The following is a 26,090-nucleotide window of genomic DNA, read 5'->3' on the forward strand; positions in this document are numbered from 1 at the left end:
CTGGCCGGGCCGAGGAGGGGGCATGGGCGAAGGAGCGGGCATGGGCGCAGGACCGGGCACGGGCGGGGCGGGGACGGGCGGTACCGCCGTCGCCGAGGAGGTGGCCGGTGCCGTGTCCTCGCACCTGGGTGCGCGGGTGCGCGTCGACCCGGCGTGGCGCCCCGCGGTCCAGGGGGCCGTCGGGCACGTGCTGGGGCTGCGGGGTGCCGGGGGCGAGCCGTACGTCGCCAAGGTCTACGCGCCGGGCGCTCACCGGGCGGCAGCCACCGAGGTGCGGGCCCTCCGCCTCGCCGCCGGCGCGCTCGGCGCGGTGGTGCCCGCCGTGGTCGACGCCGGCGACCTCCCCGCCACCGGGCGGCCCTACGTCGTGCTCACCCGGATCGCCGGCCGCCGCTGGGCCGACCGGTTCGCCGACCTCACCCCGCCCGAGGAGGCCGCCCTGCTCGCCGAGGTGGCGTCGGTGCTCCGGCGGCTGCACACCGTCCGCGGCCCCGCCTTCGGCAGCCTCGTCGAGGGTGGGCGGTCCTGGTCGAGCGCGCCGGGGTACCTCGCGCACCTGGCCGCGACCGCCGTCGCCGGCCACCGGGGTGTGGGCGGCGCGGCCGACCTCGCCGACGGCGTGCGCCACCTCGTCGAGGCGTCCCTCGGGGCCGTCGAGCGCGTAGCGCCGGTGCTGTGCCACCACGACCTCAACGGCGGGAATGTCCTCGTCGCCGCCGACGGCCCGCCGCGCGTCACCGGCGTCGTCGACCTCGAGCGCGCCTCCTGGGACGACCCCGTGCGCGACCTCGCCCTCACCGCCCTCCACGTCCGCCAGCAGGACCCGGCGAAGGTGGACGTGCTCCTCGCCGCCTACGGCCCGCTCGACGCCGGAGGGCGCGTCCGCCTGCGGGTGCACACCGCGCTCCTCGCGATGGCGGAGCGGACCTGGGTGGTCACCGACCGGCCGGCGGGGTGGGAGCGCTCGGCCGCCGCCCTGGTCGACGTGGTGCGCGCGTGCGTGGGCCCACCGGGTGCCCGATCGGCCCCTTCCACCGTCGCAGCAGCGGGGGGACACTGGCCGGAGCGCGAAGGGGGCGGGCGATGAGCACGACGGGGCCGGCGGGCCGACGGTGGCTCGCCGCCGCGCTGTCCGCCCTCGTGGCCCTCGCCCTCACCCTCCTCCCCACCGCCCCGCCCGCGGTGGCCGCGACCCTGTACGGCCACGACGTCTCCTGGCCGCAGTGCTCGAGCGCGCAGGGCGGGTACGGGCTGCCCATGCCGCCCACCTCGACCCAGTTCGTCGTCGTGGGTCTCACCCGCGGCCTCGCCTTCACCGAGAACCCCTGTCTCGCGAGCCAGGTGTCCTGGACCCGCACGCACGCCACGCCGGCCCACGCCTACGCCATGGCGACGTTCCCCACCGCCGCCCAGCTGGGCGCCTACGGCGACGACGGGCCGTGGCGGGCGACCACCCGCGCCGCCCGGCTGAGCAACGTGGGCTACGCCGAGGCCCAGTACGCGGTCGCCTCCCTCGCCCGGGTGGGCTGGCGCCCCCCGGTGGTGTGGATCGACGTCGAGCCGCGGCCCGCCCAGCCGTGGCCCACCGCGAATGCGGCCCAGCAGCGGGAGAACCGGTACGTCATCGAGGGCCTCATGCGCGGCCTGCGCGACGCGGGCTACTCCTACGGCCTGTACTCCTACACCTCCGGGTGGAACGACATCACCGCCGGCTGGCGCCTGCCGGGCGTGCCGGTGTGGGCCACGGCCGGCCGGCTCGACTACCCGGACGAGGCGCTCGACCGGTGCACCCAGCCGAGCTTCTCGGGCGGTCGGGTCTACCTGTCCCAGTGGTACGACGACACCCGCGACTACGACCGCACGTGCGGCACGTACGCCTTCACGCCCCTCGCGGTCCCGCCGTCGTCCATGACCGGCGGGCTGGGCGACCTCGACGGCGACTGGCGCAACGACGTCCTCGCCCGCGAGGCGGCGACCGGCCGGCTGTGGCTCTACCGGGGCACCGGCACGGGCGGGTGGTCCGGGCGCGTCCAGGTCGGAACCGGCTGGGGCGGCATGGACGTCATGGACACCGCCGGGGACGTCGACGGCGACGGGCGCGTCGACGTCCTCGCCGTCGACGCGGCGAGCGGGGCCCTGTGGCTCTACCGCGGCACCGGGACCGGCGGCATCGGCGCGCGGACCCAGGTCGGCCGCGGGTGGGGCGTCATGGACGCCGTCGTCGGGCCGGGTGACGTCACCGGCGACGGCCGGGTCGACCTCCTGGCGCGCGAGGCCGCAACGGGACGCCTGTGGCTCTACCCCGGCGACGGCGCCGGTGGCTGGCGGGCCCGCCAGCAGGTGGGCCCCGGCTGGGGCGTCATGGACCTCCTCGTCGCCCCCGGCGACCTCGACGGCGACGGCGCCGCCGACCTGCTCGCCCGGCACGCCGGCACCGGCGACCTGTGGCTGTACCCGGGCACCGGGTCGGGCGGGTTCCGCGCGGCCGTCCGGGTCGGCAACGGGTGGGGCGTCATGGACGCCGTCGTCGGCGCCGGCGACGTCAACGGCGACCGGACCGCGGACCTCCTCGCGCGCCGCCCCTCCGGTGAGCTGTGGCTCTACCCGGGCAACGGCACCGGGGGGTGGCTCGCGCCGTCCCGGGTCGGCCACGGCTGGCAGGTGATGGACGCCCTCGCCTAGTGCCAGGACAGCAGGAGGAGGCAGACGTCGTCGCGCCCCCGCTCGTCGCGCAGCAGGGTGGTCGTCAGGTCCGCGACGGTCTGCTCCGGGTCGAGGCCGCGCAGCTCCGCGGCCGCCTCCTGCAGCCGCTCGAGGCCGACCTTGAGCGAGCGTCCGCGGCGCTCGATGAGGCCGTCGGTGTAGAGCAGCAGCCGGTCACCGGCGCGCAGCTCCAGCTCGGCCTGGGTGCGGGCCTTCCCGGGCACCGCCACCCCCAGCGGCGTGGACCGGCCGTCCCAGACGAGCTGCGGCTCGCCGTCGGCGGGCATGAGGAGCGGCGGCGGGTGCCCGCCGCAGGCGTAACGCACCCTCCCGCTGCCGAGGTCCACCTCGGCGTAGGCGAGCGTCGCGCTCACCGCCGGGGGCACCTGCTGGACGAACCGGTCCAGCTGGCCGAGGAGCGCGGCGGGTCCGACCCCGGGGCCCGCGACGGCGCGCACGGCGCTGCGCAGCTGCCCCATCGCGATGGCGGCGCCGAGGCCGCGCCCGACGACGTCGCCGACGGCGACGGACAGGACGTCCCCCTCGATCGGGAACGCGTCGTACCAGTCGCCCCCCACCTCGAGCCGCTCGACGCCGGGGCGGTAGCTCGTGGCCACGGTGTACCGGCTGTCGCTCGGCATCCGCGTCGCCAGCAGCGCCCGCTGCAGCTGATGGGCGACCTGCGCGCTCTCCTCGTACATGAGCGCCCGGTCGAGGGCGAGCCCGGCCTGCTGGCCGACCGCGGTGAGCACGTGGTGGTCGACCGGGTCCGCGCCCGGCTCCTCCCGCGGCGCCACCGACAGGACGCCCTGGATCCGGGCCTGGCCGTGGACCGGCACGAGGACACGGTCCCCGTCGACGACGGCGGACCGGGACGTCAGCGGGACGCGTGGGAGGGGCGCCGTGCCGGGGGGCTCGCCCACGACGCCCCCTACGACCAGGTCGCCCACCAGCGTGACCAGCCAGAAGGTCGCGGCGCGCCCACCGAGGGGTCCGGTGGCGGCGGCGAGCGCGGCCGCGACGACGGCGTCGACGGTGCCGCCGCGGGACAGGGCGGCCGTCGCGCTCTGGAGCACGCGCGACTGCGCGGCGGCGCGCTCGGCCTCGCGCCGGGCGACGAGGAGGTCGCGCTCGTACCGGGACCGCTCGCTCGCGCGGGACAGGACGACGTGCACCAGCCCGGAGGGCTGGTCCACGGAGGCGGCGAGGTGCACGGGGAGCCGCCCGCGGGCAGTGCGTAGCTCCACGGCTACCTCGTCGACGCGCCCGTCGGCGTGCAGCATGGGGGACAGGTGCGTCTCCCAGTAGATCCGCCCGCCCACGGAGAGCAGCTCGCTCAGCCGCACCCGGCCGGCGAGCTCGTCGACGTCGCGCCCCACCCAGGAGAGGAAGGCGGCGTTGGCGTCGAGCACCGTCCCGTCGCCGGCCAGGCAGAGGAGCCCGCACGGGGAGGCGTCCCAGGCGTCGGCGCGGTTGTGGCTCATCCGGCGAGGTACCTCCGCATCGTGGCGACGAGCTCGTCCGGGGCGCTGAGGTTGGGGCAGTGCCCGACGGCGTCGAGGATGACGAGCTCGGACCGGGGGATGTGGGCGGCGACGTACCGGCCCACCGCCTGCGGGGCGATGGCGTCGTCACGGCACTGGACGACGAGCGCCGGGCGGGTGAGGCGCGGCAGGTCCGCGCGGTTGTCGGAGAGGAACGTCGTGCGGGCGAAGTGCCGCGCGATGGCGGGGTCCTGGCCGCAGAAGCTGGTGACGAGCTCCTCGCCCAGCTCGGGGCGGTCCGGCACGCCCATGATCACCGGTGCGACGACCGCCGACCACCCGAGGTAGTTGGCGTCCATGGTCTCGAGCAGCTCGGCGATCTCGGCCTGGCTGAAGCCGCCCCGGTACTCGCCGTCGTCGACGTACCGCGGGCTGGGGCCAACGAGGACCAGGCGGTCGACCAGGTCGGGGCGGGCGATCGCCGCGAGCACACCGATCATCGCGCTCACGGAGTGCCCCACGAAGGTCACGGGCCCGAGCTCGAGGGCGTCGAGGATCTCGACGACGTCGGTGGCGTACCCGTCCAGGCTCCCGTGCCGGACAACGTCGAACGCCGACGCATCCGACCCGCCCGCGCCGGTGTGGTCGAAGAGGATGACCCGGAAGCTCTCCGCCAGCTGCGGGACGACGTAGCGCCACATGCCCTGGTCACACCCGAAGCCGTGAGCGAGCATCATGGGGGGCGCGCCTGCGGGCCCCGCCAGGCGGACGTTGTTCCGCGTGAGAACGTCCATGCAGGCGAGGCTAGCGGCCCAGCCCACCGGCGCACGTCGCCCCCGCCGAACGGAAGGACTCCATGCCACCGCCCACCGTGCCGTCACGTGAGGACCGCCGCGAGCTCCTGCGGGCGGACTGCAGCCGGTGCGCCGGCCTGTGCTGCGTCGCCCTGGCGTTCGCCCGCTCCGCGGACTTCGCCCTCGACAAGTCGGCGGGCGACCCGTGCGTCCACCTCGGCGAGGACTTCGGTTGCGGCATCCACGACCGGCTGCGTCCCCGCGGTTTCAAGGGCTGCGACGTCTTCGACTGCTACGGCGCCGGCCAGAGGATCGTCCAGACGACCTTCGCCGGCCGGGACTGGCGCCGTCACCCGGAGCTGCGGGCCGCGATGTTCGCCGCCCTGCCGCTCGTGCGCGGGCTGCACGAGCTGCTGTGGTACCTGGGCGAGGCACTCGACCTGCCGGAGGCCGGCCCGGTGCACCGCGAGCTCGCCGGCGCCTACGCCCGGATCAGCGCGCTCACCGACGGCGACGTCGCCGGCATCGACCTCGACGAGGTCCGCGCGGGGGTGGCGCCGCTGCTGGCGCGGGCCAGCGCGCTCGCCCGCACCGGGCGGCAGGCGCGTGGTCTCCCCGCGCGCGTGCGCCGCGGGGGCGACCTCGTCGGCGCCCCGCTCGCCGGCCGGGACCTGCGCGGGGCAGACCTGCGGGGGGCGCTGCTCATCGCCGCGGACCTGTCCGGGGCGGACCTGCGGCACGCCGACCTCATCGGGGCGGACCTGCGCGACGCGGACCTGCGCGGGGCCGACCTCGGCTCGGCGCTGTTCCTCACCCAGCCCCAGGTGACGGCGGCGCGGGGCGACGCCGCCACCCGGTTGCCCGCGCCGCTCGAGCGACCCGGGCACTGGGAGCGCTGAGCCGCGGCGCGGGCCGGGTCAGGCCCGCGCCGCCCGCGCGTACTGCTTCGGCCAGGGCGCGCCGGGGTCGGTGGCGGGCACGCCGAGGGCGTGCGCGGCGCGCAGCGGCCAGTGCGGGTCGCGGAGGAGCTCGCGGCCGAGCAGGACGAGGTCCGCGTCGCCGTCGGCGACGACGCGCTCGGCGTCGGCCGGCTCGGTGATGAGCCCGACGGCGCCGGTGGCGATCCCTGCCTCGGCTCGGATGCGGCGGGCGAAGGGCACCTGGTAGCCGGGGGCGACGGGGATGCTCGGGCGCTCGGTGGTCCCGCCGCTCGAGGTGTCGACGAGGTCGGCCCCCGCCTCCTTGAGGAGCGCGGAGAGCCGCACGGTGTCGTCGATGTCCCAGCCGCCCTCGGCCCAGTCCGTGGCGGAGAGCCGGACGAGGAGCGGGACCTCGGGCAGCGCGGCGCGGACCGCGCGCACCACCTCCAGCGTGAGCCGCGCGCGGTGGTCGAAGGGACCGCCGTAGGCGTCGGTGCGGTGGTTGGCGAGCGGGGAGAGGAACTGGTGGAGCAGGTACCCGTGCGCGGCGTGGATCTCGAGGACGTCGAAGCCCGCGGCCACGGCGCGCCGGGCGGCGGCGACGAACTGCCCGGGCAGGGCGGCGACCTCCGCGGCGGTCATCTCGCGCGGGTCGCGCAGGCGCCCGAACGTCACGGCCGACGGCGCGACCGGCTCCCAGCCGCCCTCGGCGTCGGGGACGGCGCCCCGGCCGTCGAACGGCACCCGGCTGGACGCCTTGCGCCCGGCGTGGGCGAGCTGGATCCCGGCGAGGGCGCCCTGGGCGTGGACGAAGTCGACGATCCGCGCCCAGGCCGCCTGCTGGGCGTCGTTCCACAGGCCGGTGTCCCCGGGGGAGATCCGCCCCTCCGGCGTCACCGCGGTCGCCTCGGTGAGGACCAGCGCGGCGCCGCCGCGGGCGAAGGAGCCGAGGTGGACGAGGTGCCAGTCGTCGGGGACGCCGTCGACGGCGGAGTACTGGCACATGGGGGCGACGACGACGCGGTTGCGCAGCTCGAGGCCGCGCAGGCGGTAGGGGGAGAAGAGCTCACTCATGCCCGCCACTGTGCCTCGCGTGCGCCCGGCCGCGCCAACCGGGCACACTCGGCGGATGCGTGAGCTCGTCGTCCTCGGCACCGCCTCCCAGGTGCCCACCCGCACGCGCAACCACAACGGCTACCTGCTCCGCTGGGACGGCGAGGGCCTGCTCCTCGACCCGGGCGAGGGCACCCAGCGCCAGATGACCCACGCCGGCGTCGCCGCGTCGCAGATCACGCGGATCTGCCTCACGCACGTCCACGGGGACCACTGCTTCGGGCTGCCGGGGGTGCTGGCGCGGATGGCGCTCGACGGCGTCGAGCACCCGGTCGAGCTGCACTACCCGGCGTCGGGGGAGGAGGTGGTCCGGGCGCTGGTGGCGGTGGCGCACGCCGCGCTCGACCTGCGCCTGCGCCCGCACGGGGAGGGCGGGCCGGTCGCCCCCGGTCTCGAGGTCGCGCCCCTGGCCCATCGCGTGGAGACCTACGGGTACCGCCTCGTCGAGCCCGACGGGCGCACCCTCCTGCCGGAGCGGCTCGCCGCCGCCGGGATCACCGGGCCCGCCGTCGGGCGCCTGGTCCGCGAGGGGCGCCTGGGCGCGGTCCGGCTGGAGGACGTGAGCGTCCCGCGCCCGGGCCAGCGGTTCGCGTTCGTCATGGACACCGCCGAGTGCGACGGCGCGGCCGCCCTGGCCGACGGGGCCGACCTGCTCGTCGCCGAGTCGACGTTCGCGGACGCCGACGCCGACCTCGCGGACGCCTACCGGCACCTCACCGCCGGGCAGGCCGGGGCACTCGCTCGGGCGGCCGGCGCCGGGACGCTCGTGCTCACGCACTTCTCCTCGCGGTACCCCGACGTCGCCCCCCTGGCCGCCCAGGCCGCGGCGCAGGCGGGTGCCGCCCGGGTGGTCGCCGCCGCCGACCTCGACCGCGTCGCGTTCCCGCCGCGACGCCGGACGTAGGGTCGGGGGCGTGGCAGAGGAACGGACGACGGCGCGCGTCGACAGCTGGCTGTGGGCCGTGCGGCTGTACAAGACGCGCTCGCAGGCCACGGCCGCGTGCCGGGCGGGGCACGTCCGCGTCAACGACGAGCGGGTCAAGCCGGCGGCGACCGTCAAGGTGGGCGACCGCGTCGTCGTCCGGGGCGGCGAGCGCGAGCGCATCGTCGTCGTGGCGCGGATCCTCCTCAAGCGGGTGGGACCGCCGGCCGCCGCCGAGGCGATGATCGACCACAGCCCGCCCCCGCCGGACCGGGTGAGCGTGCCGATGGCGCCGCAGCGCGACCGCGGGGCCGGGCGGCCCACCAAGCGCGAGCGCCGCGACATCGAGCGGCTGCGCGGGTACTGACCCGCACGGCGGTGTCCGAGGAGCGGGCACCGGGCGACGCCCCGGGCGACGCGTGCCAGCATGACCGCCATGTACGAGCTGCACCTCACCTCCCGCAGGCACATCGACCTGCTGCGAGTGCGCTCGATGTCCTGTCGGCCCTGACGCGCTGACCCCGACGCCCCTGGCGTCCTGCCCGGCGCACAGACGCCCGGCCCTCGCCGCTTCTGGCGTACCCGCGTCCCCGCCCCGGCCCCACCGGCGCGAACGCCTCACCGCCCGCGGGCGGCCCGCCCGGGCTCGCCCCTACCCCGACGTACGAGGAGACAGAACCGGTGAACGGAACGATGCGCGCGTTGGTCCTCGGTGAGCACGGCGAGCTCGACGCGCTGCGGCTGCAGGAGGACTACCCCCGGCCCGAGCTGGTGCCCGGGCACGTGGTCCTGCGCGTCACGGCGAGCTCGTTCAACTACCACGACATCTTCACCGTGGCGGGCATGCCGGGGATCACCCTGCCCCTGCCGGTCGTCATCGGGCTCGACATCGCGGGCACCGTCGAGGAGATCGCCGACGACGTCGACGGCTGGGCGGTCGGGGACCGCGTCATGGTCCACCCGCTCACCCCCGACGGGGCCCTCATGGGCGAGGCCCTCGACGGGGGGATGGCGGAGCTCGCCCTCGTCGATGCGAGGCAGCTCATCCGCATCCCCGACGCCGTGAGCGACGTCCAGGCGGCGGCCCTGCCCGTGGCCTACGGCACGGCGCACCGGATGGTCGTGGGCAAGGGCGCGATCCACGCGGGGGACAAGGTGCTCGTGCTCGGGGCCTCGGGGGGCGTGGGGACGGCGTCGGTCGTGCTCGCCAAGCGGCTCGGCGCCCATGTCGTCGCCGCGGCCGGAACCGACGCGAAGGCCCAGGCGCTGCTCGACCTGGGGGCGGACGAGGTGCTCAACTACCGCACCGTCGACTTCTCGCGGTGGGTCAAGGAGCACTACGGCAAGCCCAGCCGCACCAGCGACGCCACCGGCATGGACGTCGTCATCAACTTCACCGGCGGGGACACCTGGCACCCCACCCTGCGCAGCACCAAGCTCGGCGGGCGCATCCTCGTGTGCGGGGCCACCGCCGGGTACGACCCGGTCGAGGACCTGCGCTACATCTGGTCCTTCGAGCTCCAGGTCATCGGGTCCAACGGCTTCGCCACCGAGGACTTCGAGGCGCTGCTCGCCATGGTCGCCGCCGGGGAGCTCGACCCGCTCGTCAGCGACGTCGTGCCCCTGTCCGGGGCCGTCGAGGGACTGCGCAAGGTCCGCGACCGCGAGGTTCTCGGCAAGATCGTCGTCACCCCGGGGCAGGGACGATGAGCGAGGCGGCGGCCGAGCTCGAGGAGCGTATCCGGACCGCGCCCTTCCACCGTTGGCTCGACGTCCGGGTCCTCGCCGTGGCGCCCGAGGAGCTGCGCCTGGCGGCCACCTGGCGCCCCGAGTGGGAGAACGGCACGGCCGAGCGGAGCACCCACGGCGGGATCCTCGCCGCGCTGCTGGACCTCGCCGCCGACTGGTGCCTCGTCGCCACCCAGGGCGCGCCCGCCCCCACCATCGACTTCACCACCCACTTCCTGCGCGCGGCCGGCCCGGGGGACCTCGTCGTCGTCGCGCGCCCGGTCAAGCTGGGCCGATCCCTCACGGTGGCCGAGGCCGAGGTGCTCGACGCCGCCGGCAAGCGCGTCGCCGTCGGTCGCGGCACCTACGCCTCCTTCGCGCCCAGCGCCCCGGGGGAGCGGACATGAACGGCTACCGCAACCAGGGCGACCGGGTCATCGGGGACCGGCCCGAGCAGGCGGCGGTGGTCGACCCGGGTGGGACGCTCAGCTACGCCGCGTTCGAGGCCGCCGTGCAGGCCCGGGCCGCCGAGATCCACGAGCGCATCCGGCCCGGTCAGAGCGTGGGCATCCTCGCGCCGAACTCCGCCGCCTGGCTGGTCGCCTTCTTCGCGGTGCAGCGCGCCGGCGGGGTGCCCGTCCCGGTAAGCCACAAGCTCCCTGCGGACGCCGTCGCCTACGTCCTCGACGACGCCGGCATCGACCTGCTCTACGCCGACGCCGTGGGCCGCGCCCTGGTGAGCGGCACCGGCGTGAGCGTGGTGGACCTCGACGTCCCGGCGCCGCCGCGCGCCTTCGCCTCCGTCGTCCCCGACCCCGAGGACGTCGCGATGATCCTCTACACCTCGGGGTCGACGGGGCGGCCCAAGGGGGTGCGCCTGTCCCAGCGCAGCCACCTGTGGGTCATCGACCAGACCGCGCGGCGCGTGGAGCCGGGCAGCGTCCGGGTGCTCGTCTCCGCCCCGCTGTACCACATGAACGCCCTCACCAACGCGCAGCGGGCGCTCGCCTCCGGGGCCACCATCGTCCTGCTCCCCGGGTTCGCCCCGGAGCCGTTCGTCGCCGCCGTCGCCGAGCACCGCGTGACCGAGCTCAGCGGCGTGCCGCCGATGTTCGCCATGCTCGTCCAGCGCCGTGACCTCCTCGTCGACGCCGACGTCTCCTCGGTACGGAACATCTACATGGGGTCCGCGCCGGCGGCGCCGGCGCTCTTCGACCAGCTCCGCGAGCTCTTCGCCGGTGCCGAGATCGCCTTCGGGTACGGCACCACCGAGTCCGGGCCGGTGGTCTTCACGGCGCACCCGGGCGGCGTGCCCACCCCCGACGGCTCGGTCGGGGTCGCGCACCCCGCGGTCGAGCTGCGGCTCGTCGACGACGCGGGCCGGCCGACGCCGGCGCGGGGCGTGCTCGAGGTGCGCACGCCCGCGCTCATGAGCGGCTACCACCGCCGGCCCGACGTCGCGGTGCCGGTGACGGCCGACGGGTTCCACCACACCAAGGACGTCTTCCGGGTCGACGCCGACGGGTTCTACTTCTTCGAGGGCCGCGAGGACGACATGTTCACCTCGGGCGGGGAGAACGTCTACCCCCGCGCCGTCGAGCAGGTCCTCGAGCAGCACCCGGCCGTGGACCAGGCCGTCGTCGTCCCCGTCCCGGACGAGGTCAAGGGCGCCAAGCCGGTCGCCTTCGTCACCCTGCGCCCGGGGGCGGACGCCTCGGAGGCCGAGCTCAAGGCGCACGTCCTCGCCCGCCTCGAGCCGTTCGCCCACCCCCGTCGCGTCTGGGTGGTGCCGCAGATCCCGCTGTCCGGGACGAACAAGGCCGACCGCGCCGCCCTCACCGCCCGCGCGAGCGCGCTGGGGTTCTCGTGAGCGCCGCCGCGGTCCGCCGGGCCGGCGCCCCCGCCCGCCGGGTGCGCGCGCAGGGCGTGGCGCTTCCCGCCGCCGTCGTCGTGGGGCTGCTCGCGCTCGCCCAGGTGCTCACCGTCGCCGGCGTGCTGCCCCGGACCTACTTCCCCCCGCCCACCGAGGTGCTCACCGCCCTCGGCCGCCTGCTCACCGGGCCGATGCTGTGGGCCGACGTCGGCGGCACCCTCGCCGGGTGGGCGATCTCCCTGGGCATCGCCGTCGTCGCCGGGACCGCGCTCGGCGTCCTCCTCGGCAAGGTGGCGCCGCTGCAGTGGCTCCTCATGCCGGTCATCGAGTTCCTCCGTCCGATCCCCTCCATCGCGCTCATCCCCCTGGTCATCCTCACCATCGGAGGGGGGCGCACCGGCGAGGTGGTGCTCGCCACCTACGCCGCCCTGTGGCAGATGCTCGTCGCGGCGGTGTACGCGAGCCGCACGGTCGACCCGGTCGCGCGCGACACCGCGCGCGTGTTCGGGTTCGGCCGGGCCCAGGAGATCCGGTGGCTCACGCTGCCGGCCATGCTCCCGGGGCTCATGACCGGGGTCCGGATCGCGTCCGCGACCGCCCTCATCATCACCATCACCACGGAGATCCTCATCGGGGTGCCCGGCCTGGGGGAGGGGCTCAACCTGGCCCGCAACGCCGGCGACCTCGCGCGCATGTACGCCTACATCGTCGTCATCGGCGTCGTCGGACTGGCGATCAACGCGGTATTCACGCTCGTCTCGCGTCGGTTCCTCGCCTGGCAGGGGGCCGTGCGATGACCCGCCGCGCACTCCTCGGGGCCCTGGGGGCCGTCCTCGCCGTCGCGGCGTGGTGGGTGACGTCCTCGACCTCGGTGAACCCGTACTACCCACCGCTGTCGCGGGTGCTGGCCAACCTCTACGAGTACTGGCTCACCGGCGCCGGGACGGTCCACCTGCTCTCCAGCGTCCGCAACCTCGCCGTGGGGCTCGGTCTCGCGATCGGGCTGGGGATCGTCGTCGGCATGCTCGTCGGGCAGGTCCGCACCCTCGACCGCGCGGTGTCCCCGACGTTCGAGTTCGTCCGCGCCATCCCCGCCACGGCGCTCGTGCCCTTCGCGATGATGCTCTTCGGGCTGGGCACGTCGATGAAGATCTCCATCATCGCGCTGGGGTGCTTCTTCCCCGTCCTGCTCAACGTCATCGACGGCTGCCGCCACCTGCCCGCCGCGCTGCGCGACACCACCCGCACCTTCGGGATCACGGGTCTGTTCCGCCAGACGCACGTGGTGGCGCCGGCGATCTACCCGCGCGCCGCCGCCGGCATCCGGATCGCCATCCCGCTGGCCCTCATCCTCGTCGTCACCAGCGAGATGACCGGCTCCAGCACGGGGATCGGCTACGTCCTCGTCACCGCCCAGAGCTCCTTCAACCTCGTCGGCGTGTGGGCGGCGATCCTCCTCCTGGGCCTCCTCGGAGTGCTCCTCAACCTGCTCTTCGACGCCGTGGAGCGTCTGGGCAACCGCCGATACCACCTGCAGCGAGGCCGATGATGACCACAGACACGACCCCGCCGGCGATCCTGAAGGTCCGCGGCCTGGAGAAGGTCTACGGGAGCGGGCCCCAGGCCTTCCGTGCCCTGGACGACATCACCTTCGACGTCGCCGAGGGGGAGTTCTTCACCATCGTCGGGCCCTCGGGCGCCGGCAAGACGACCCTCCTGCGCTGCCTCGCCGGGCTCCTCGAGCCGACCGCGGGCTCGGTCGACTTCCGCGGCCGGCCCGTGCGGGGCGTGCCCCGCGAGCTCGCCGTCGTCCTCCAGGACTACTCCCGGTCGCTGCTGCCCTGGTTCACCGTGGAGAAGAACGTCGCCCTGCCGCTCCGGGCGAACCACGTGCCCCGGGCGGAGATCGCCGAGCGCACCCGGCAGGCGCTGGCCGAGGTCGGGCTCGAGGACGCCGCGCGCAAGGCCCCCTCGGAGCTCTCCGGAGGCATGCAGCAGCGGGTGGCGATCGCGCGCGCCATCGCCTACCGCCCGGAGGTCCTCGTCATGGACGAGCCCTTCGCCTCGGTCGACGCGCAGACCCGGGCGGATCTCGAGGACCTCGTCCTCAAGGTCCAGGCGGAGCTCGGCATGACCGTCGTCTTCGTCACCCACGACGTCGACGAGGCCGTCTACCTCAGCGACCGGGTGGCCGTGGTCTCGAAGTCGCCCAGCCGCATCACCACGATCCTCGACATCGACCTGCCCGCCCAGCGGGACCAGATCGCCACCAAGGAGCTCGCGCGGTTCAGCCAGCTGCGGACCCGGCTGCTCAGCGAGATCCGCCACCGCGTCCGAGCCGTCACCGACCCCGACTACGTCATCTGACCCGAAAGGACCACCATGAGCACAGCACGCCCCCGAGCCGTCGGCGCCCTCGTCGCCGTCACCGCCGCCCTCGCCCTCACCGCCTGCGGCGGGGACGGCGCGGCTCCGGACGCGACGGGTGAGGACGGCCTCTACCCCCTCACCGTCATGCAGATCACCACCATGGACGCCGGGCCGCTGCACCTCGCCGTGGAGGAGGGCTTCTTCGAGGAGCAGGGCCTCGACGTCGAGGTCCGGATCGCCGAGGCGGGCTCGGCGATCGTCCCGTCGGTGGTCAACCAGGAGAGCCCCATCGGGTACGCCAACGTCGTCAGCGACCTGCAGGCGATCGACCAGGGCCTCGACATCAAGTTCGTCGCCAACTGCTGCGGCGTGGGGACCGACCCGGAGCTCGACACCTCCCGGATCTACGTCCTGCCCGACGGCCAGATCACCGACCTCGCCGGGCTCGCCGGCGCGAACATCGCGGTGAACTCGGTGAACAACCTTGGCGACCTCACCATCAAGACCGCGCTGGAGGCGAACGGGGTCGACACCTCCGCCATCGAGTTCACCCCGATGAACTACTCCGACATGCCCGCGGCTCTCGAACGCGGCGACGTGGACGCCATCTGGTCGGTGGAGCCGCACAAGTCGATCTCGGACTCCCACGGGTTCACCCCGCTCATCTCCAACTTCGTCGAGTCGTTCCCCGGCTCGACGATCGGGTACTACATCACCAGCGGTGCCTTCGCGCAGGAGCACCCCGACGTGGTGGCCGGGTTCCAGGCGGCGATGGACGCGGCGAACGAGTTCGCCACGCAGAACCCGGAGCGCGTCCGGGAGGTCATCGTCGAGCAGCTCCAGATCGACCCCGAGCTGGTCGACCAGACGAACCTCGCGGTCTACGAGCCCGGCCTCGACGAGGAGAGCGTGGCGACCATCGCCGCGGTCGCGGTGGAGTACGGGATCATCTCGGCCGAGCCCGACTACGACGAGATCTTCGTGCGGCCCCAGGGATGAGCGGCCTAGGGCGCGGGCTCAACGGTCAGCTCCGGCACGACGGCGTCGGCCGGCGCGTCCAGGACGTACCGCACCGCGCCCGCGACGCTCGCCGCGTCCATGGCGGTGGCCGGGTCGAACTCCCGACCCGCCTGGGCGGCGATGCGGCGCTGCATGCCGGTGTCCGTGCGTCCGGGGAACACGCTGGTGACGCGGACGTGGTGGGCCGCCTCCTCCGCCCGCAGGGTGTCCGCGTAGGCGCGCACGGCGGCCTTGGATGCGGTGTACGCCGACCACCCGGGGATGGTGCGCAGCGCGGCCGTGGAGCTGACGAACACCACGTGCCCCCGCTGTCGGCGCAGGCCCGGCAGGAGCGTCCGGGTGAGCTCGACGGGGCCGGCGACGTTGGTCGTGAGAACAGCGGCGAGGAGGTCGGGGGTGAGGTCCGCGGCGGGCGCGACGCCCTCGACACCGGCGCAGTGCACGAGCGCGTCGACATCCGGCAGGCCCGCGCAGGCGCCGGCGACGGCGGCCGGCGCGGCCAGGTCGAGCAGCAGGACCTGCGCGCCCGGGAAGGCCGACCGCAGCTCCTCGGCGTCCGCCGGGCGGCGCACCGTGAGGACCAAGGCGGCGTCGTCGGCCAGGGCGGCCGCGATCGCCCGGCCGATGCCGCGGGCCGCTCCCGTGACAAGGACGCGGCGGACGGTCGGATCGGGGATGGCCATGGTCGGTCACCCTACCCAGCGCACCGGAGGGGAAGAGGACTGCCGTGACGATCCCCGCGACCCTGGACCACCTGCTCTGGGCGGTCCCCGACCTCGAGGCGGGCGTGCGTGACCTCGCCGCGCTCACCGGCGTGACGGCCGTCCCCGGTGGGGCGCACCCCGGCCTGGGGACCGCCAACTACCTGCTCGCGCTGGAGCGTGCCGACCGGCCAGGCGCTCCGCGGACGGCCTACCTGGAGATCATCGGCCCCGACCCCGCTCAGGCGCTCCCGGCCGAGGAGGTCAACCTCGAGGTGGGGCGCGTGGATCGCCCCTCGCTCCACACCTGGGCCGTGCGCCCCGCGGACCTCGCGGCGACCGTGGGCCGGGCGCGGGCCCAGGGGGTGGACGTCGGCGAGGTCCGGCGGACCGGTCGCACCACGCCCGACGGCCGGAGCCTGCGCTGGGCGATGACCGCGCGGCCCCGGCTCGCCCTGGGCGGCGTGCAGCCGTTCCTCATCGACTGGCTCGACACCCCGCACCCCGCCGAGGCGGACCTGCCCGTGCTCGTCCTCCGGGAGCTGAGCGCGGTGGCCACCGACGTCGCCGCCACGGAGCGCGTCCTCGACGCGCTCGGTGCGCCCCTCGCCGTGGTCCCCGGCGCGGGCGACGGTCTGCGGGCCGTGCTCGACACGCCCCGCGGTGCCGTCGAGCTCCGCACGGCGTGAGCGTCCCGGCCGCGCGACACGCGGCAGACTGACGAGGTGACCGACCCGCTGCACCGCCTCCTCGCCCAACCGCCGGACCTGCCCGTGCGGCACGGCCTGGCGGCGCTGGGCGACGCCGTGCGCGATCGGGGAGTCGCTGTGCTCCAGGCACCACCGGGCACGGGGAAGACCACGCTGGTGCCGCCCGCGCTGGCGGCGCGCGTCGAGGGCCGGGTCGTCGTCACCCAGCCGCGCCGCATCGCCGCCCGGGCCGCGGCCCGCCGGATCGCGTCGCTGCTCGGCGAGCCGGTCGGCGGCACCGTGGGCTACGCCGTGCGCGGCGAGCGGCGGACCAGCGCCGCGACCCGCATCGAGGTGGTCACCACCGGCGTGCTCCTGCGCCGCCTGCAGCGCGACCCGGAGCTGCCCGGCGTCGGCGCCGTCGTCCTCGACGAGGTCCACGAGCGCCACCTCGACGCCGACCTCACCCTCGCCCTGCTCGTCGACGTCCGGGCGAACCTGCGCGAGGACCTGCCGCTGGTCGCGATGTCGGCGACCGTCGAGGCGGAGCGGACCGCGGCCGTCGTCGGGGGAACGACGCCCGCACCTGTCATCGCCGTCGACGGGGCGCTCCACCCGGTCGACGTCGTGTGGTCGCCGCCGCCGCCGCGGGTGGCGCGTGCGGACGAGCGAGGGGTGACCCCGGCCTTCCTCGACCACGTCGCCGCGACCGTGGCCCGCGCGCTCGGCGAGCGCGACGGGGATGTCCTCGTCTTCCTCCCCGGCGCCGGCGAGGTGGCGGGGGTGGCGCGGCGCCTCGCCGGCGTCGACGCGGACGTCCGGCCGCTGTCCGGGCGGCTGAGCGCCGCCGAGCAGGACCTCGCCCTCACGTCCGGGCCGCGGCGCCGCGTCGTGGTGTCGACGGCGGTGGCGGAGTCCTCGCTCACCGTGCCGGGCGTGCGGGTCGTCGTCGACGCGGGCTTCTCGCGCGAGCCGCGGACCGACCACCGGCGCGGGCTCGCGGGCCTCGTCACGGTGGGGGTGAGCCGCGCGGCCGCGGAGCAGCGCGCCGGCCGGGCCGGCCGGGAGGCCCCCGGCGCCGTGTACCGCTGCTGGACGCCGGCGGACCACGCCCGGCTGCGCGAGCACCCCCAGCCCGAGATCGCGACGGCGGACCTCACCGCGTTCGCCCTCGAGCTCGCGTGCTGGGGGACCGGCGACCTCGCGCTGCTCGATGCGCCGCCCGCCGCCGCCCTGGACGCCGCGCACGGCACCTTGGTGGCGCTGGGCGCCGTGGGCGCGGACGGTCGCGTCACGGCGCGCGGCCGGGCGATGGCCGAGGTGGGGACCGACCCGCGGCTGGCCCGCGCGCTGCTGGACGGTGCCGCCGTCGTGGGGGCCGAGCGGGCCGCCGACGTCGTCGCGCTGCTGTCGGAGGACGTCCGCGCGCCGGGCGGGGACCTCGTCGCGGCGCTGCGCGAGCTCCGGCGCGGCGGCCCCGCGGCCGCGGGCTGGCGGCGCCAGGCGCAGCGGCTACGGGCCGCGGTGCCGGCGGGCTCGAGCGGCCGGGACCGCCTGCCCGACGACCGCGTCGTCGGCCTCGTCGCCGCCCTCGCCCACCCCGACCGGATCGCCCGGCTGCGGCCGGGGGGCTCGGCCTACCTGCTCGCCTCCGGCACGGGCGCGGTCCTGCCGCCGGGGTCGGGGCTCACCGGCCTGCCGTGGCTCGCCGTCGCCGACGCCGACCGCGGTCCCGGCCGCTCCGACGCCGTCGTCCGCTCCGCGGCGCCCATCGACGAAGACCTCGCCCGGCAGGCCGCGCCGACGCTCGTGCGCGAGGAGGAGACGGTCGCCTGGGCGGACGGCCGGGTCGTCGCGCGCCGCACCACCTCCCTGGGCGCCATCGAGCTGGCGGGGGAGCGGCTCACCGACCCGTCGCCGGCGCTGGTCGTCGCCGCCGTCCGCGACGGCCTCGCCCGGGAGGGGCTGGGCGTCCTGCCCTGGTCGCCGGCCGCGAAGGGGTTGCGGGCACGACTGGCGTTCCTCCGCGCCGCGCTCGGCGACCCGTGGCCCGACGTGTCCGACGACGCCCTCCTCGCCGACCTGGACGTGTGGCTCGGGCCGGACCTCGCGCGCATCCGCGACGCCCGAGGGCTCGCGCGCCTCGACGTCCTCAGCGCGCTGCGGCGGCTGCTGCCGTGGCCGGAGGCCGCCCGCCTCGACGAGCTCGCGCCCGAGCGGGTGGCCCTGCCCAACGGCTCGCGCGTCGCCGTGCGATACGACGACCCCGGGCGCCCGGTCATCGCGGTGCGCCTGCAGGAGGCCTTCGGGTGGCACAGCACGCCGCGCCTCGCCGGGGGACGGGTGCCCCTGGTCGTCGAGCTGCTCTCGCCCGCGCGGCGGCCGGCGGCGGTGACGGCGGACCTCGCCTCGTTCTGGCGCACCGGGTACCCGCAGGTGCGCGCCGAGCTGCGCGGCCGCTACCCCAAGCACGCGTGGCCGGAGGACCCCACGACCGCCGAGCCGGCGCGGGGGACCGGGCGACCGCCGCGGCGCGGCTGAGGCGTGCCGGGGCTGCGGTGTCAGCTCGTCGGCCGGCCCGGGCGTCGGCTCGTCGGCCAGCCCGGGCGTCAGCTCCCCGCCGGACCGCCCTCGGCGTCGAGGCGGGCGACCAGCCGCGGCTGCGCGACCTGGCGGTAGGAGTCGTCGAGGAGCTCGGCGACCTCGGCCCAGTCGACGTCGTCCGGGGCCGTCCCGCCGTCGGCGAGGTCGAGGCCGAGCCAGCCGTAGGCACCGAGGTAGGCCGGGACGAAGCTCCGCGGGTCGGCCTCGAGCGCGAGGCGCTCGCTCTCCTCCGCGAGGACGACGAGGGCGTGGGGGTACGCGCGGCACTCGCCCGCCGGGCCCTTGGTCGTGGCTCCGTAGACCGCGAACGCCTTCCGGGCGCGGAACAAGGGGGACCGTGGGAGACGACCTCCTCAGCGTCCGGGAACGCGAGCGCGAGGCGGCGCAGCCGCGCGAGGTAGGGGTCGTCGTCGTCGAACATCAGCTCGTGCGCCATGGCAGCCGCCCTTCGCCGCAGTGAGGCGACTGTAAGGGGGGCGCCAGCGCCGTGGGAAGGCGCACCCCGTGCGCGCGGGTGACGTGGCGCGCACCACGTCCGACACGTGGCCAGCAGGTGGAAGACGAGTGAGGCGAAAGGGTTAGGCTCCGGCGGCCAGCCCGCCCGAGACGAGGGACCGCCCCATGCCTGACGACCACCCCAGCCGGATCCGCGCGGCCCGGTTCACTGCCCCGGGGGACGGACGGACGACGGCGCGGGGTGACGGCCGGACGACGGCGCCGGGTGGCGAGTGGCCGACGGCGCCGGGCGGCGACGGCCGGTCGATCCTCCGGCGGGGCGCGACGCTGCTGGCGGCGGGCGTGCTCGCTCTCGGCCTCGCGGGCTGCGGCGCCGTCGTCCCGTCCACCGACGGCGGCGCAGCCGCCGGGCCGACTGGCGTGGCGGCAACCGCGTCGGGCCAGCCGGCACCCACCGTCGCCTCGACCGGGGCGCCGACGGGGGAGCCAGGTCTGCCCGCCGCGGGCACCGCGCTCGACGCCGCCCAGGAGCTCGAGGTCAAGGGCCGCGCGCCGCAGACCGGGTACGACCGGGACCTCTTCGGCAGCGGGTGGGTCGACGTCGACCGCAACGGCTGCGACACCCGCAACGACATCCTCTCCCGCGACCTCACCGAGGAGACGTTCCGGCCGGGCACCCGGGACTGCGTCGTCCTCACCGGCGTCCTCGCCGACCCGTACAGCGGGACGACGATCGCCTTCGTCCGCGGCAACGACACGAGCACCGCCGTGCAGATCGACCACGTCGTCGCGCTCTCCGACGCGTGGCAGAAGGGCGCCCAGCAGTGGGACGAGGACACCCGGGTGCGGTTCGCCAACGACCCGCTCAACCTCCTCGCCGTCGACGGGTCCCTCAACATGAGTAAGGGCGACGGCGACGCCGCCACCTGGCTGCCGCCGAACCGGGCCTACCGCTGCGCGTACGTGGCGCGGCAGGTGGGCGTCAAGGACACCTACGGGCTGTGGGTCACCCAGGCGGAGCAGGATGCGATGGTCCGGCTGCTGTCGACGTGCCCGGATGAGCCCCTGCCGGCGGGTGACGCCGCCGCCCCGGCGCCTGCGCCGGCCCCCACGCCGGCCGCCCCCGGTCCTGCACCCGCGCCTCCCGCTCCCGCGCCCGCGCCTCCCGCTCCGGCCCCGGCGCCTCCCGCTTCCGGCACCGTCCCCTATGAGAACTGCAGCGCTGCGCGGGCCGCGGGGGCGGCCCCGGTGCGCGTCGGTGACCCCGGGTACGGCACGCACCTGGACGGCGACGGGGACGGCGTCGCCTGCGAGTGAGCCAGCGTTCGGGCGCCAGGTGTTCGGGCGTCAGTCGCGCGGGCGCAGCCAGAAGTGGCCGCACCGCACGGAGCGGATCGTCAGGCCGACCCGCTTCGGCCGCGACACGGCCCACGGGGTGTCGGGCGTGAACGACTCCACCGCGTAGCCCGCGTCGGCGGCCAGCTCGCGCCACGCGGCCCCGGACTGGAAGCACACCCCGACGCCGGCCGTGTTGGCGCCGAGGCGCCGCGTCAGCGGGGCGGCTCGGCGCATGGATGTGGCCGCGAAGATGAGGCGGCCCGGGGCGTTGTGGTGCGCGACGCCGTCGTACAGGTTCTCGTAGACCGAGACCCGGCCGCCGGGCCGCAGCAGCCAACGGAGGTCGCCGAGGGTGCGCGCGATGGTGCGGCGGGTCGCGGTGTAGTCGCCCGTCACGACCAGGTGGTGGAGGAGCCAGTTGACGAAGACGACGTCGAACCGGCCCAGGTCCGCGGTGGGCAGGCCCATGGCGTCGACGGCGACGGTCCGCTTGCGGGGGTGGGCGGTGTTCTGGCCGAGCAGCACCGACGCGTTGTCGGCGACCACGGCGGTAGCGCGCGGGTAGCGCTCGAGGAGGCGGTCGGCGAACCGGCCGTTGCCACCGCCCAGGTCGAGGAAGCGTAAGTCCGGGGGGAACCGGGCCAGGCCGGCGTCGATCGGTCGCCAGCGTGCGGCGTCCATGTAGTCGGTGTCGAAGGCCGCCAGCTGGTCGTCGTCGAGCCGGCTCACCGCGGTGGTCCCTGACGCCCCTTGGCGAAGTAGGTGAGGGGGCCGACGATGTTGACGCCGATGATCACCGCCCACACGCCCTTCGGTCCCCGGACCTGGTCGGCAGGACGGCGGGCGAGGTCGGTCCACGCGGCGACCGCGAGGAGCACCTCGACGACGGCGAGCCCACCGGCCGCCGCCTTCGCCGTGGGGGTGAGGTCGGACCACTTCGTCGAGGCCATGGGTGCTCCTTCGTCGGACGATCGTGGCGCCATTGTGCTCCGGCCCGTTGACGTGCGGGGCAGGTTGCACCTCTGCCCGGGAACATCGGCCGTCGGGCGCGCGTTGACTCCTCGCCACACGGAAGGCTCCTGACGAAAGGACCGCCATGCCCGTCGACGTCGTCACCCCGCCCGAGCACCTCCCTACGTTCGAGGCGCCGAGCTCCCCGGCCGCCCTCGCCTTCGACCCGGCTGCCTCCCCGGAGGACGAGCTGGCCCGGCAGGTCCAGGTGTACGTGGACCTGCGCTTCCCCCAGCTCCTCGGGCAGAGCGAGGCGGAGTTCCGGGACTTGCTCGTCCCCCTCCGCGACCGCGTCGCGGACGTCGCGGCGAAGGCCGCTGACCAGGCCGGCCCCGGCCCGGACGACGACCGGGTTCCCTTCGTGCTCGTCCTCGCGGACTCGCCGCCGAACGACGTCGTGCCGGCGATGCGGCTGGGGACCAGGACCGGGTTCAGCGTCATCGACGACGAGGAGGCGCGCACCTACCGCACGATCGACGCCGTGGACGCGCCCGACGGCGCGGCCTACCTCCTCGGTGGGGTCGACGTCGGGTCGACGTACCTCAACGTCACCCCGGAGGCCGCGCTCGCCGCCATCACGCAGGCGGGCCGCACGCCGCTGACCATCGCCGAGGGCCTCGCCCTCGTGGTGCTCCGGCCCGACATGCTGCGCCCCAACCGTTGCTTCTCCCTGGCCGGCTCGAGGACAGGCACGAACCAGCGGGTGCCGGCGATCTGGATCAGCCAGCGGCGCCCGAAGCTCGGGTGGTGCTGGGACCGCAACCCGCACACGTGGTTGGGCACGGCGTCGGCCTCGGTCCGGCAGGGGGCGGCGCCGGCCTGAGTGCCACGCGCCCCATGACCCTCAGGCAGCGGCCAGGGCGGCGGCGAAACGGGTCTCGACGAGGGTCTCGGCACAGTTGACGACCGCGGGGTACACCTCGATGGGGCGAAGCGGTGCCGTCGGCGGTGCCGATGATGGCGGAGGTGCGGCGGCGGCGGCGGGCGGCGGGTCGACGAGGGGTGGGGCGTGCGAGAGGTACTCGTGCCCCGTCGGGGTGCGGGTGGCCACGGTGTGGCGCCTGTCGGGCCCGGCCCGGCGCTCCGACTGCCAGCCCGGGGCCTGTTTGCTGTGGTTGCAGGCCTCGCACAGCCCCTGGAGGTTGTCGGCGGTGGTCGCCCCGCCGTCAGCCCAGGGGGTGATGTGGTCCTGGTGGCGGATCGGGGCGTCGCACCAGGGGGTGCGGCACGTCCGATCCCGGGCCGTGACGAAGCGGGCGAGTCCGGCTGGGGCGAGGCGGGCGCGGGAGTCGAGCTGGGTGAGCTCTCCGGCTCCCGGGGCGTGGAACAGGCGCCGGACCCAGACCCCGGCGTCGTCGTCGAGGCGGCCGCGGACGAGGTCGCGCGCCCACCCCGCGGGGACCGGGCCGTAGCCCGGCACGTGCGCGGGCTCGTCGTCGTCGGCGAGGAGGCTCGGCCCGGTCATGATGAGGCCGACCTCGAGCGGCACCTTCTCCGCCGCAGCCTGGCCCGTGAGGCGCTCGACGAGGGTGTCGGCCATGACCTGCCCGCGGGTGCGCGACTCGCCCTGGCTGCGTCGGGTGTCGGCGTCGCGGGTGAGGGCGGCGTAGGCGGCGACGCCCTGGGCGACGGGGAGCAGGGCGGTGAGGTACGTCATGGTGTCCGGCGCGGGCCGCACCGTCACGGTCCGCTCGGTCTCGGCACGGCGGGCCCGGGCCACCACCTGGGCGGGGTCGAGCGCGTAGGCGAGCTTCTTCGCCTGGGCGACCAGGTGCCGGTCGCCCAGGGCGGTGAGCGTGGCGACGTCGCCGGCCATCTGCTCGTCGAACGTCGCCCGGTCCGCGCGGGTGAGGCAGGCCGACTCGCGGACGAGGAGGGTCGCGCGCCACTCGCTGATCGCCCCGGACGTCAGGGCCGCGTGGGTGTGGGGCATCTCGAGGACGAGGGCCTTGGCCAGACCGAGGTGTCGTCCGCCGGTGTGTGGCGACTCGCGGCGCGCCAGGGCGACCTGAGCACCCACCCCGATGCCACGGCGTGCGGCGGGGACGCCGGCGGCGGCCTGGGCGTGACGCTGCGACACGTCGAGGTCGACGCTCGCCCGCGCCTGGGCGGCCGCCGCGGCCGCCTTGAGCTCCTCGAGGACGCGGATCTGGTCGACCCGCTCAGCGTCGTCGACGTCGGGGGCCATCTCGGCCAGCATCGTCACCCATTCGGCCACCGTGCTCGCTCGCAGCGTGCCGACGGGCGCGCCGCCCGGCCTGTGGACGGTGGGGGAGGGGATGGGCGCCGACCGCGGGCTGAGGCGGTAGGCGGTCTGCTCGCCACGCGGCTGGGGCTGGGGCTGGGCCTGGGACTGAGCTCGCGCCGGGGACTGGGGCCGCGCTGGGGGCCGGGGCACGCGCTGGGACTGAGGTCGCGCCGGGGACTGAGGCCGCGCGCCAGGAGGGCCGGCGGGTGCATCCGCCGGTGCCGCTCCAGTGCCGACCTCGACCATGCACTGACGCTATCGGCGACCACTGACATTCCATCTGGAGACCACACCGTCCGGCGGAACGGCGGTGGATAGGCCGCCGTCGGCGTTCGGTGTCGCGGGGCCGGAGGGGGTGCGGCTCGGTGAGTCGCACACGGCAGCCCGACACGAAGGCGTGGTCTCATGCGCTGTTCTGGCTTCACCGGGTGAGGTTCCAGCGCTATGAGCACTGCGATCTCACCCAGCGTGCCGAGAACAGCGTGGTGTTCAGCGTTTCTGCACGATCACGAGGGGGAGTGGGAGGGGCCTGACGGCCCTGCGGTCCGACGGCTGGCGGTTTGACCGCCCAGCGTTTCTGCAAGATCACGACGGGGGAGTGCGGCCGAGGGGGAGTGCGGCCGAGGGGGGAGTGCGGCTGACGGGAGAGCCCGGCCCGCGCTGGCTACCCCAGCGAGCTGGCGTCGTCGGGGATGTCCACCGCGTAGCGCCGCAGGACCTCCAGCGGCACCACCTCCAGCGCCCGCTCGTGCGTCGCGGCGAGGACCACCGGCGCGGCGGCAGCCGCCTCGTGCGAGAGCAGCCAGCGCGCGGCGACGACGCACCACCGGTCGCCCGGCCGGAGCCCCGGGAACTGCCACTCCGGGCGGGGAGTGACGAGGTCGTTGCCGGTCGCCTGCTGGTGGGCGAGGAACTCCGCCGTCATCACCGCGCAGATGCTGTGGTTGCCGGCGTCGAGCGGGTCCGCGATGCACCGCCCGGTCCGGTAGTAGCCGGTCACCGGGTCGACGCCGCACTCCTCCAGCGCCTGCCCGAGCACGTTGCGTTCCGTCATGCCCCGCCCCGCCCCGCCGGCTGAGCGTCGGCCGCACCCGCCCCGTCCGACGCCGCCCCGTCCGCCGACGACGACGCCGCCCCGTCCGCCGCCGACGCCGCCCCGTCCGCCGACGACGCCGCCGCCCCATCCGCCGACGCCGCCGGCTCTCCGACCGGCTCGACTCCGCCCATCACCCACCGGAAGGCGCGCGTGACCGTGTGCCCCGCGGCCCGGCCGAGGGTGGCATCGCGCAGCGGGTGGTCGGGCAGCCCGAGCGGCTCCCGGGTCCACCGCGGCAACGACGCGACGGCGGCGCGGACGAGGACGGCGTACCCCGCGCGCACCGGCCCGGTGACCGGCGGGCGGTGGAGGAGGAACTCCGCCGCCTCGAGCGCCGCATCGCTGCGCTCCAGCTCCGGCCGGTACCGCTCGAGGGCGGCGGCAAGCTCGGCCCGCGTGGTGGGCACGTCCTCCGCGCCGAGGCGCCGGGCCACCTCGGCGGCCTGGGCCAGGTAGGCGTCGGCTCCGGGGGCGTCGAGCGGCCGCTCCCCGTAGAGCTGGTGCGCGGTGAGGAAGCTGTCGACCTCCGCCACGTGGACCCAGGTGAGCAGGTGCGGGTCGTCGGCGCGGTAGGGGCGCCCGTCCGGGGTGGCGCCCGAGATGTGCCGGTGGACGGCCCGGACGATGGCGACGGCACGCTCGGCGTCGTCGGCCCGCGCGAAGGTCGTCTCGGCGAGGAAGGTGCTCGTCCTCGCCAACCGGCCCCACGGGTCCTCGCGATAGTTGGAGTGGTCGGCGACGGCGGCCATGGCCAGCGGGTGCAGCGACTGCAGGAGGAGGGCGCGGAGCCCGCCGACGTACATCGAGGCGTCCCCGTGGACCCGTTGGATCGCCGACCCGGTGGGGAACCACCGCGGTCCGGGCGCGGTGTGGATTCTCGAGCGGGCGGCGTCGGCGTCGTCGCCGGCCACGCGAGCGAGGAGCAGGTCGCCGAGGCGCCGCCGGGCCACCGTCATGGGGGTCATCGCTCCAGTGTGAGGGAAGCGTCGCCGCCCCGCTGAGGGTCGAGGCTCCCGGTTG

General features: G+C 76.0%; 26 protein-coding genes and 1 pseudogene. 17 read left to right on the plus strand and 10 right to left on the minus strand.

What is annotated here, in order from left to right; translation table 11 throughout:
* The first annotated feature begins 40 nt into the window (after window positions 1–40).
* Window positions 41–1,087 carry a phosphotransferase family protein gene (locus EBO36_RS15315; protein ID WP_164471400.1) on the plus strand — a complete coding sequence of 349 codons (1,047 nt, stop codon included), beginning with the start codon at window positions 41–43 and terminating at the stop codon, window positions 1,085–1,087.
* Entirely contained in the window at window positions 1,084–2,682 is a 1,599-nt protein-coding gene (locus EBO36_RS07355; RefSeq protein WP_122824043.1) for an FG-GAP-like repeat-containing protein, read from the plus strand. Before EBO36_RS15315 ends, EBO36_RS07355 begins: the two co-directional genes overlap by 4 nt.
* On the opposite strand, the gene EBO36_RS07360 is transcribed toward EBO36_RS07355, so the two are convergent.
* Entirely contained in the window at window positions 2,679–4,187 is a 1,509-nt protein-coding gene (locus EBO36_RS07360; RefSeq protein ID WP_122824044.1) for a SpoIIE family protein phosphatase, read from the minus strand. The genes EBO36_RS07355 and EBO36_RS07360 overlap by 4 nt on opposite strands.
* Entirely contained in the window at window positions 4,184–4,981 is a 798-nt protein-coding gene (locus EBO36_RS07365) for an alpha/beta fold hydrolase (RefSeq protein WP_122824045.1), read from the minus strand. The genes EBO36_RS07360 and EBO36_RS07365 overlap by 4 nt, the downstream gene beginning before the upstream one ends.
* A 62-nt stretch (window positions 4,982–5,043) precedes the next feature.
* On the opposite strand from EBO36_RS07365, the gene EBO36_RS07370 reads away from it, so the two are divergent.
* Window positions 5,044–5,880 carry a pentapeptide repeat-containing protein gene (locus tag EBO36_RS07370; protein WP_122824046.1) on the plus strand — a complete coding sequence of 279 codons (837 nt, stop codon included), beginning with the start codon at window positions 5,044–5,046 and terminating at the stop codon, window positions 5,878–5,880.
* Between the two features lie 18 nt (window positions 5,881–5,898).
* Here EBO36_RS07370 and EBO36_RS07375 read toward each other — a convergent pair whose 3' ends face one another.
* On the minus strand, window positions 5,899–6,975 hold the full coding sequence (locus EBO36_RS07375; RefSeq protein WP_122825512.1) for an NADH:flavin oxidoreductase/NADH oxidase: 1,077 nt from the start codon (window positions 6,973–6,975) through the stop codon (window positions 5,899–5,901).
* 55 nt (window positions 6,976–7,030) lie between these two features.
* Here EBO36_RS07375 and EBO36_RS07380 point away from each other — a divergent pair, with 55 nt between their 5' ends.
* The 9 genes from EBO36_RS07380 (at window position 7,031) to EBO36_RS07420 (ending at window position 14,906) form a co-directional block, all read left to right on the plus strand.
* On the plus strand, window positions 7,031–7,918 hold the full coding sequence (locus EBO36_RS07380) for a ribonuclease Z (RefSeq protein ID WP_122824047.1): 888 nt from the start codon (window positions 7,031–7,033) through the stop codon (window positions 7,916–7,918).
* A 10-nt stretch (window positions 7,919–7,928) separates the two neighbouring features.
* Window positions 7,929–8,303, plus strand: coding sequence for an RNA-binding S4 domain-containing protein (locus tag EBO36_RS07385; protein ID WP_122824048.1), 375 nt, complete (start codon window positions 7,929–7,931; stop codon window positions 8,301–8,303).
* A 314-nt stretch (window positions 8,304–8,617) separates the two neighbouring features.
* Window positions 8,618–9,646 (plus strand): quinone oxidoreductase family protein, encoded by a 1,029-nt coding sequence (locus EBO36_RS07390; RefSeq protein ID WP_122824049.1) that lies wholly within the window; start codon window positions 8,618–8,620, stop codon window positions 9,644–9,646.
* On the plus strand, window positions 9,643–10,071 hold the full coding sequence (locus EBO36_RS07395) for a PaaI family thioesterase (protein ID WP_122824050.1): 429 nt from the start codon (window positions 9,643–9,645) through the stop codon (window positions 10,069–10,071). The genes EBO36_RS07390 and EBO36_RS07395 overlap by 4 nt, the downstream gene beginning before the upstream one ends.
* Window positions 10,068–11,534 (plus strand): class I adenylate-forming enzyme family protein, encoded by a 1,467-nt coding sequence (locus tag EBO36_RS07400; RefSeq protein ID WP_122824051.1) that lies wholly within the window; start codon window positions 10,068–10,070, stop codon window positions 11,532–11,534. The genes EBO36_RS07395 and EBO36_RS07400 overlap by 4 nt, the downstream gene beginning before the upstream one ends.
* Window positions 11,531–12,334 (plus strand): ABC transporter permease, encoded by an 804-nt coding sequence (locus tag EBO36_RS07405; protein ID WP_122824052.1) that lies wholly within the window; start codon window positions 11,531–11,533, stop codon window positions 12,332–12,334. The genes EBO36_RS07400 and EBO36_RS07405 overlap by 4 nt, the downstream gene beginning before the upstream one ends.
* Window positions 12,331–13,086 (plus strand): ABC transporter permease, encoded by a 756-nt coding sequence (locus tag EBO36_RS07410; protein WP_122824053.1) that lies wholly within the window; start codon window positions 12,331–12,333, stop codon window positions 13,084–13,086. The genes EBO36_RS07405 and EBO36_RS07410 overlap by 4 nt, the downstream gene beginning before the upstream one ends.
* Window positions 13,083–13,904: an ABC transporter ATP-binding protein gene (locus EBO36_RS07415; protein ID WP_222928692.1), complete on the plus strand. Its 822-nt coding sequence runs from the start codon at window positions 13,083–13,085 to the stop codon at window positions 13,902–13,904. The genes EBO36_RS07410 and EBO36_RS07415 overlap by 4 nt, the downstream gene beginning before the upstream one ends.
* 15 nt (window positions 13,905–13,919) lie before the next feature.
* On the plus strand, window positions 13,920–14,906 hold the full coding sequence (locus EBO36_RS07420) for an ABC transporter substrate-binding protein (protein WP_122824055.1): 987 nt from the start codon (window positions 13,920–13,922) through the stop codon (window positions 14,904–14,906).
* 5 nt (window positions 14,907–14,911) lie between these two features.
* Here EBO36_RS07420 and EBO36_RS07425 read toward each other — a convergent pair whose 3' ends face one another.
* Window positions 14,912–15,610, minus strand: coding sequence for an SDR family oxidoreductase (locus tag EBO36_RS07425; RefSeq protein ID WP_122824056.1), 699 nt, complete (start codon window positions 15,608–15,610; stop codon window positions 14,912–14,914).
* 44 nt (window positions 15,611–15,654) lie between these two features.
* Here EBO36_RS07425 and EBO36_RS07430 point away from each other — a divergent pair, with 44 nt between their 5' ends.
* Both EBO36_RS07430 and hrpB read left to right on the plus strand, forming a co-directional pair.
* The gene (locus tag EBO36_RS07430; RefSeq protein ID WP_222928693.1) at window positions 15,655–16,317 is read left to right on the plus strand and encodes a VOC family protein; all 663 of its coding nucleotides are present in this window, start codon (window positions 15,655–15,657) and stop codon (window positions 16,315–16,317) included.
* 36 nt (window positions 16,318–16,353) lie between these two features.
* Entirely contained in the window at window positions 16,354–18,858 is a 2,505-nt protein-coding gene (hrpB, locus tag EBO36_RS07435; RefSeq protein WP_222928694.1) for an ATP-dependent helicase HrpB, read from the plus strand.
* Between the two features lie 68 nt (window positions 18,859–18,926).
* Here the strand turns inward: hrpB and EBO36_RS07440 are convergent.
* Window positions 18,927–19,309, minus strand: a pseudogene (locus EBO36_RS07440) (MmcQ/YjbR family DNA-binding protein).
* Here EBO36_RS07440 and EBO36_RS15895 point away from each other — a divergent pair.
* Complete coding sequence (locus EBO36_RS15895; protein WP_280525417.1) at window positions 19,259–19,381, plus strand: hypothetical protein; 123 nt, start codon at window positions 19,259–19,261, stop codon at window positions 19,379–19,381. The pseudogene EBO36_RS07440 and the gene EBO36_RS15895 overlap by 51 nt on opposite strands.
* Before the next feature lie 161 nt (window positions 19,382–19,542).
* A complete protein-coding gene (locus EBO36_RS07445) occupies window positions 19,543–20,694 on the plus strand; it encodes a GmrSD restriction endonuclease domain-containing protein (RefSeq protein WP_122824057.1) in 1,152 nt (383 codons plus the stop codon).
* 30 nt (window positions 20,695–20,724) lie between these two features.
* Here EBO36_RS07445 and EBO36_RS07450 read toward each other — a convergent pair whose 3' ends face one another.
* Together EBO36_RS07450 and EBO36_RS07455 are read right to left on the minus strand one after the other, a co-directional pair.
* Window positions 20,725–21,444, minus strand: a complete 720-nt coding sequence (locus EBO36_RS07450) for a class I SAM-dependent methyltransferase (protein WP_122824058.1) — start codon at window positions 21,442–21,444, stop codon at window positions 20,725–20,727.
* A complete protein-coding gene (locus tag EBO36_RS07455; RefSeq protein WP_122824059.1) occupies window positions 21,441–21,665 on the minus strand; it encodes a PLDc N-terminal domain-containing protein in 225 nt (74 codons plus the stop codon). Before EBO36_RS07455 ends, EBO36_RS07450 begins: the two co-directional genes overlap by 4 nt.
* Before the next feature lie 146 nt (window positions 21,666–21,811).
* Between EBO36_RS07455 and EBO36_RS07460 the strand changes: the two genes are divergently transcribed.
* Window positions 21,812–22,549 (plus strand): DUF5701 family protein, encoded by a 738-nt coding sequence (locus EBO36_RS07460; RefSeq protein WP_222928695.1) that lies wholly within the window; start codon window positions 21,812–21,814, stop codon window positions 22,547–22,549.
* Between the two features lie 21 nt (window positions 22,550–22,570).
* On the opposite strand, the gene EBO36_RS07465 is transcribed toward EBO36_RS07460, so the two are convergent.
* The 3 genes from EBO36_RS07465 to EBO36_RS07475 all read right to left on the minus strand — a co-directional run bounded on the left by EBO36_RS07465 (window position 22,571) and on the right by EBO36_RS07475 (window position 26,035).
* Window positions 22,571–23,926 carry an HNH endonuclease gene (locus EBO36_RS07465; protein ID WP_122825516.1) on the minus strand — a complete coding sequence of 452 codons (1,356 nt, stop codon included), beginning with the start codon at window positions 23,924–23,926 and terminating at the stop codon, window positions 22,571–22,573.
* 712 nt (window positions 23,927–24,638) lie between these two features.
* Window positions 24,639–25,028, minus strand: coding sequence for a DUF2237 family protein (locus EBO36_RS07470; RefSeq protein ID WP_122824060.1), 390 nt, complete (start codon window positions 25,026–25,028; stop codon window positions 24,639–24,641).
* Window positions 25,025–26,035, minus strand: a complete 1,011-nt coding sequence (locus EBO36_RS07475) for an oxygenase MpaB family protein (protein WP_244925233.1) — start codon at window positions 26,033–26,035, stop codon at window positions 25,025–25,027. The genes EBO36_RS07470 and EBO36_RS07475 overlap by 4 nt, the downstream gene beginning before the upstream one ends.
* Window positions 26,036–26,090: the final 55 nt, after the last annotated feature.

Source organism: Georgenia faecalis (assembly GCF_003710105.1).
Classification (GTDB): Bacteria; Actinomycetota; Actinomycetes; order Actinomycetales; family Actinomycetaceae; genus Georgenia_A; species Georgenia_A faecalis.

Excerpts from the sequence above, each read along its gene's own strand:
- EBO36_RS07395 (WP_122824050.1), top strand. The coding sequence starts at position 9,643 with ATGAGCGAGGCGGCGGCCGAGCTCGAGGAGCGTATCCGGACCGCGCCC.
- EBO36_RS07410 (WP_122824053.1), top strand. The coding sequence starts at position 12,331 with ATGACCCGCCGCGCACTCCTCGGGGCCCTGGGGGCCGTCCTCGCCGTC.
- EBO36_RS07365 (WP_122824045.1), bottom strand. The coding sequence starts at position 4,981 with ATGGACGTTCTCACGCGGAACAACGTCCGCCTGGCGGGGCCCGCAGGC.
- EBO36_RS07400 (WP_122824051.1), top strand. The coding sequence starts at position 10,068 with ATGAACGGCTACCGCAACCAGGGCGACCGGGTCATCGGGGACCGGCCC.
- EBO36_RS07445 (WP_122824057.1), top strand. The coding sequence starts at position 19,543 with ATGCCTGACGACCACCCCAGCCGGATCCGCGCGGCCCGGTTCACTGCC.
- EBO36_RS07455 (WP_122824059.1), bottom strand. The coding sequence starts at position 21,665 with ATGGCCTCGACGAAGTGGTCCGACCTCACCCCCACGGCGAAGGCGGCG.
- EBO36_RS15315 (WP_164471400.1), top strand. The coding sequence starts at position 41 with ATGGGCGCAGGACCGGGCACGGGCGGGGCGGGGACGGGCGGTACCGCC.
- EBO36_RS07370 (WP_122824046.1), top strand. The coding sequence starts at position 5,044 with ATGCCACCGCCCACCGTGCCGTCACGTGAGGACCGCCGCGAGCTCCTG.
- EBO36_RS07425 (WP_122824056.1), bottom strand. The coding sequence starts at position 15,610 with ATGGCCATCCCCGATCCGACCGTCCGCCGCGTCCTTGTCACGGGAGCG.
- EBO36_RS07470 (WP_122824060.1), bottom strand. The coding sequence starts at position 25,028 with ATGACGGAACGCAACGTGCTCGGGCAGGCGCTGGAGGAGTGCGGCGTC.
- EBO36_RS07420 (WP_122824055.1), top strand. The coding sequence starts at position 13,920 with ATGAGCACAGCACGCCCCCGAGCCGTCGGCGCCCTCGTCGCCGTCACC.
- EBO36_RS07360 (WP_122824044.1), bottom strand. The coding sequence starts at position 4,187 with ATGAGCCACAACCGCGCCGACGCCTGGGACGCCTCCCCGTGCGGGCTC.
- EBO36_RS07465 (WP_122825516.1), bottom strand. The coding sequence starts at position 23,926 with ATGCTGGCCGAGATGGCCCCCGACGTCGACGACGCTGAGCGGGTCGAC.
- EBO36_RS07475 (WP_244925233.1), bottom strand. The coding sequence starts at position 26,035 with ATGACCCCCATGACGGTGGCCCGGCGGCGCCTCGGCGACCTGCTCCTC.
- EBO36_RS07380 (WP_122824047.1), top strand. The coding sequence starts at position 7,031 with ATGCGTGAGCTCGTCGTCCTCGGCACCGCCTCCCAGGTGCCCACCCGC.
- EBO36_RS07460 (WP_222928695.1), top strand. The coding sequence starts at position 21,812 with ATGCCCGTCGACGTCGTCACCCCGCCCGAGCACCTCCCTACGTTCGAG.
- EBO36_RS07375 (WP_122825512.1), bottom strand. The coding sequence starts at position 6,975 with ATGAGTGAGCTCTTCTCCCCCTACCGCCTGCGCGGCCTCGAGCTGCGC.
- EBO36_RS07415 (WP_222928692.1), top strand. The coding sequence starts at position 13,083 with ATGATGACCACAGACACGACCCCGCCGGCGATCCTGAAGGTCCGCGGC.
- EBO36_RS07355 (WP_122824043.1), top strand. The coding sequence starts at position 1,084 with ATGAGCACGACGGGGCCGGCGGGCCGACGGTGGCTCGCCGCCGCGCTG.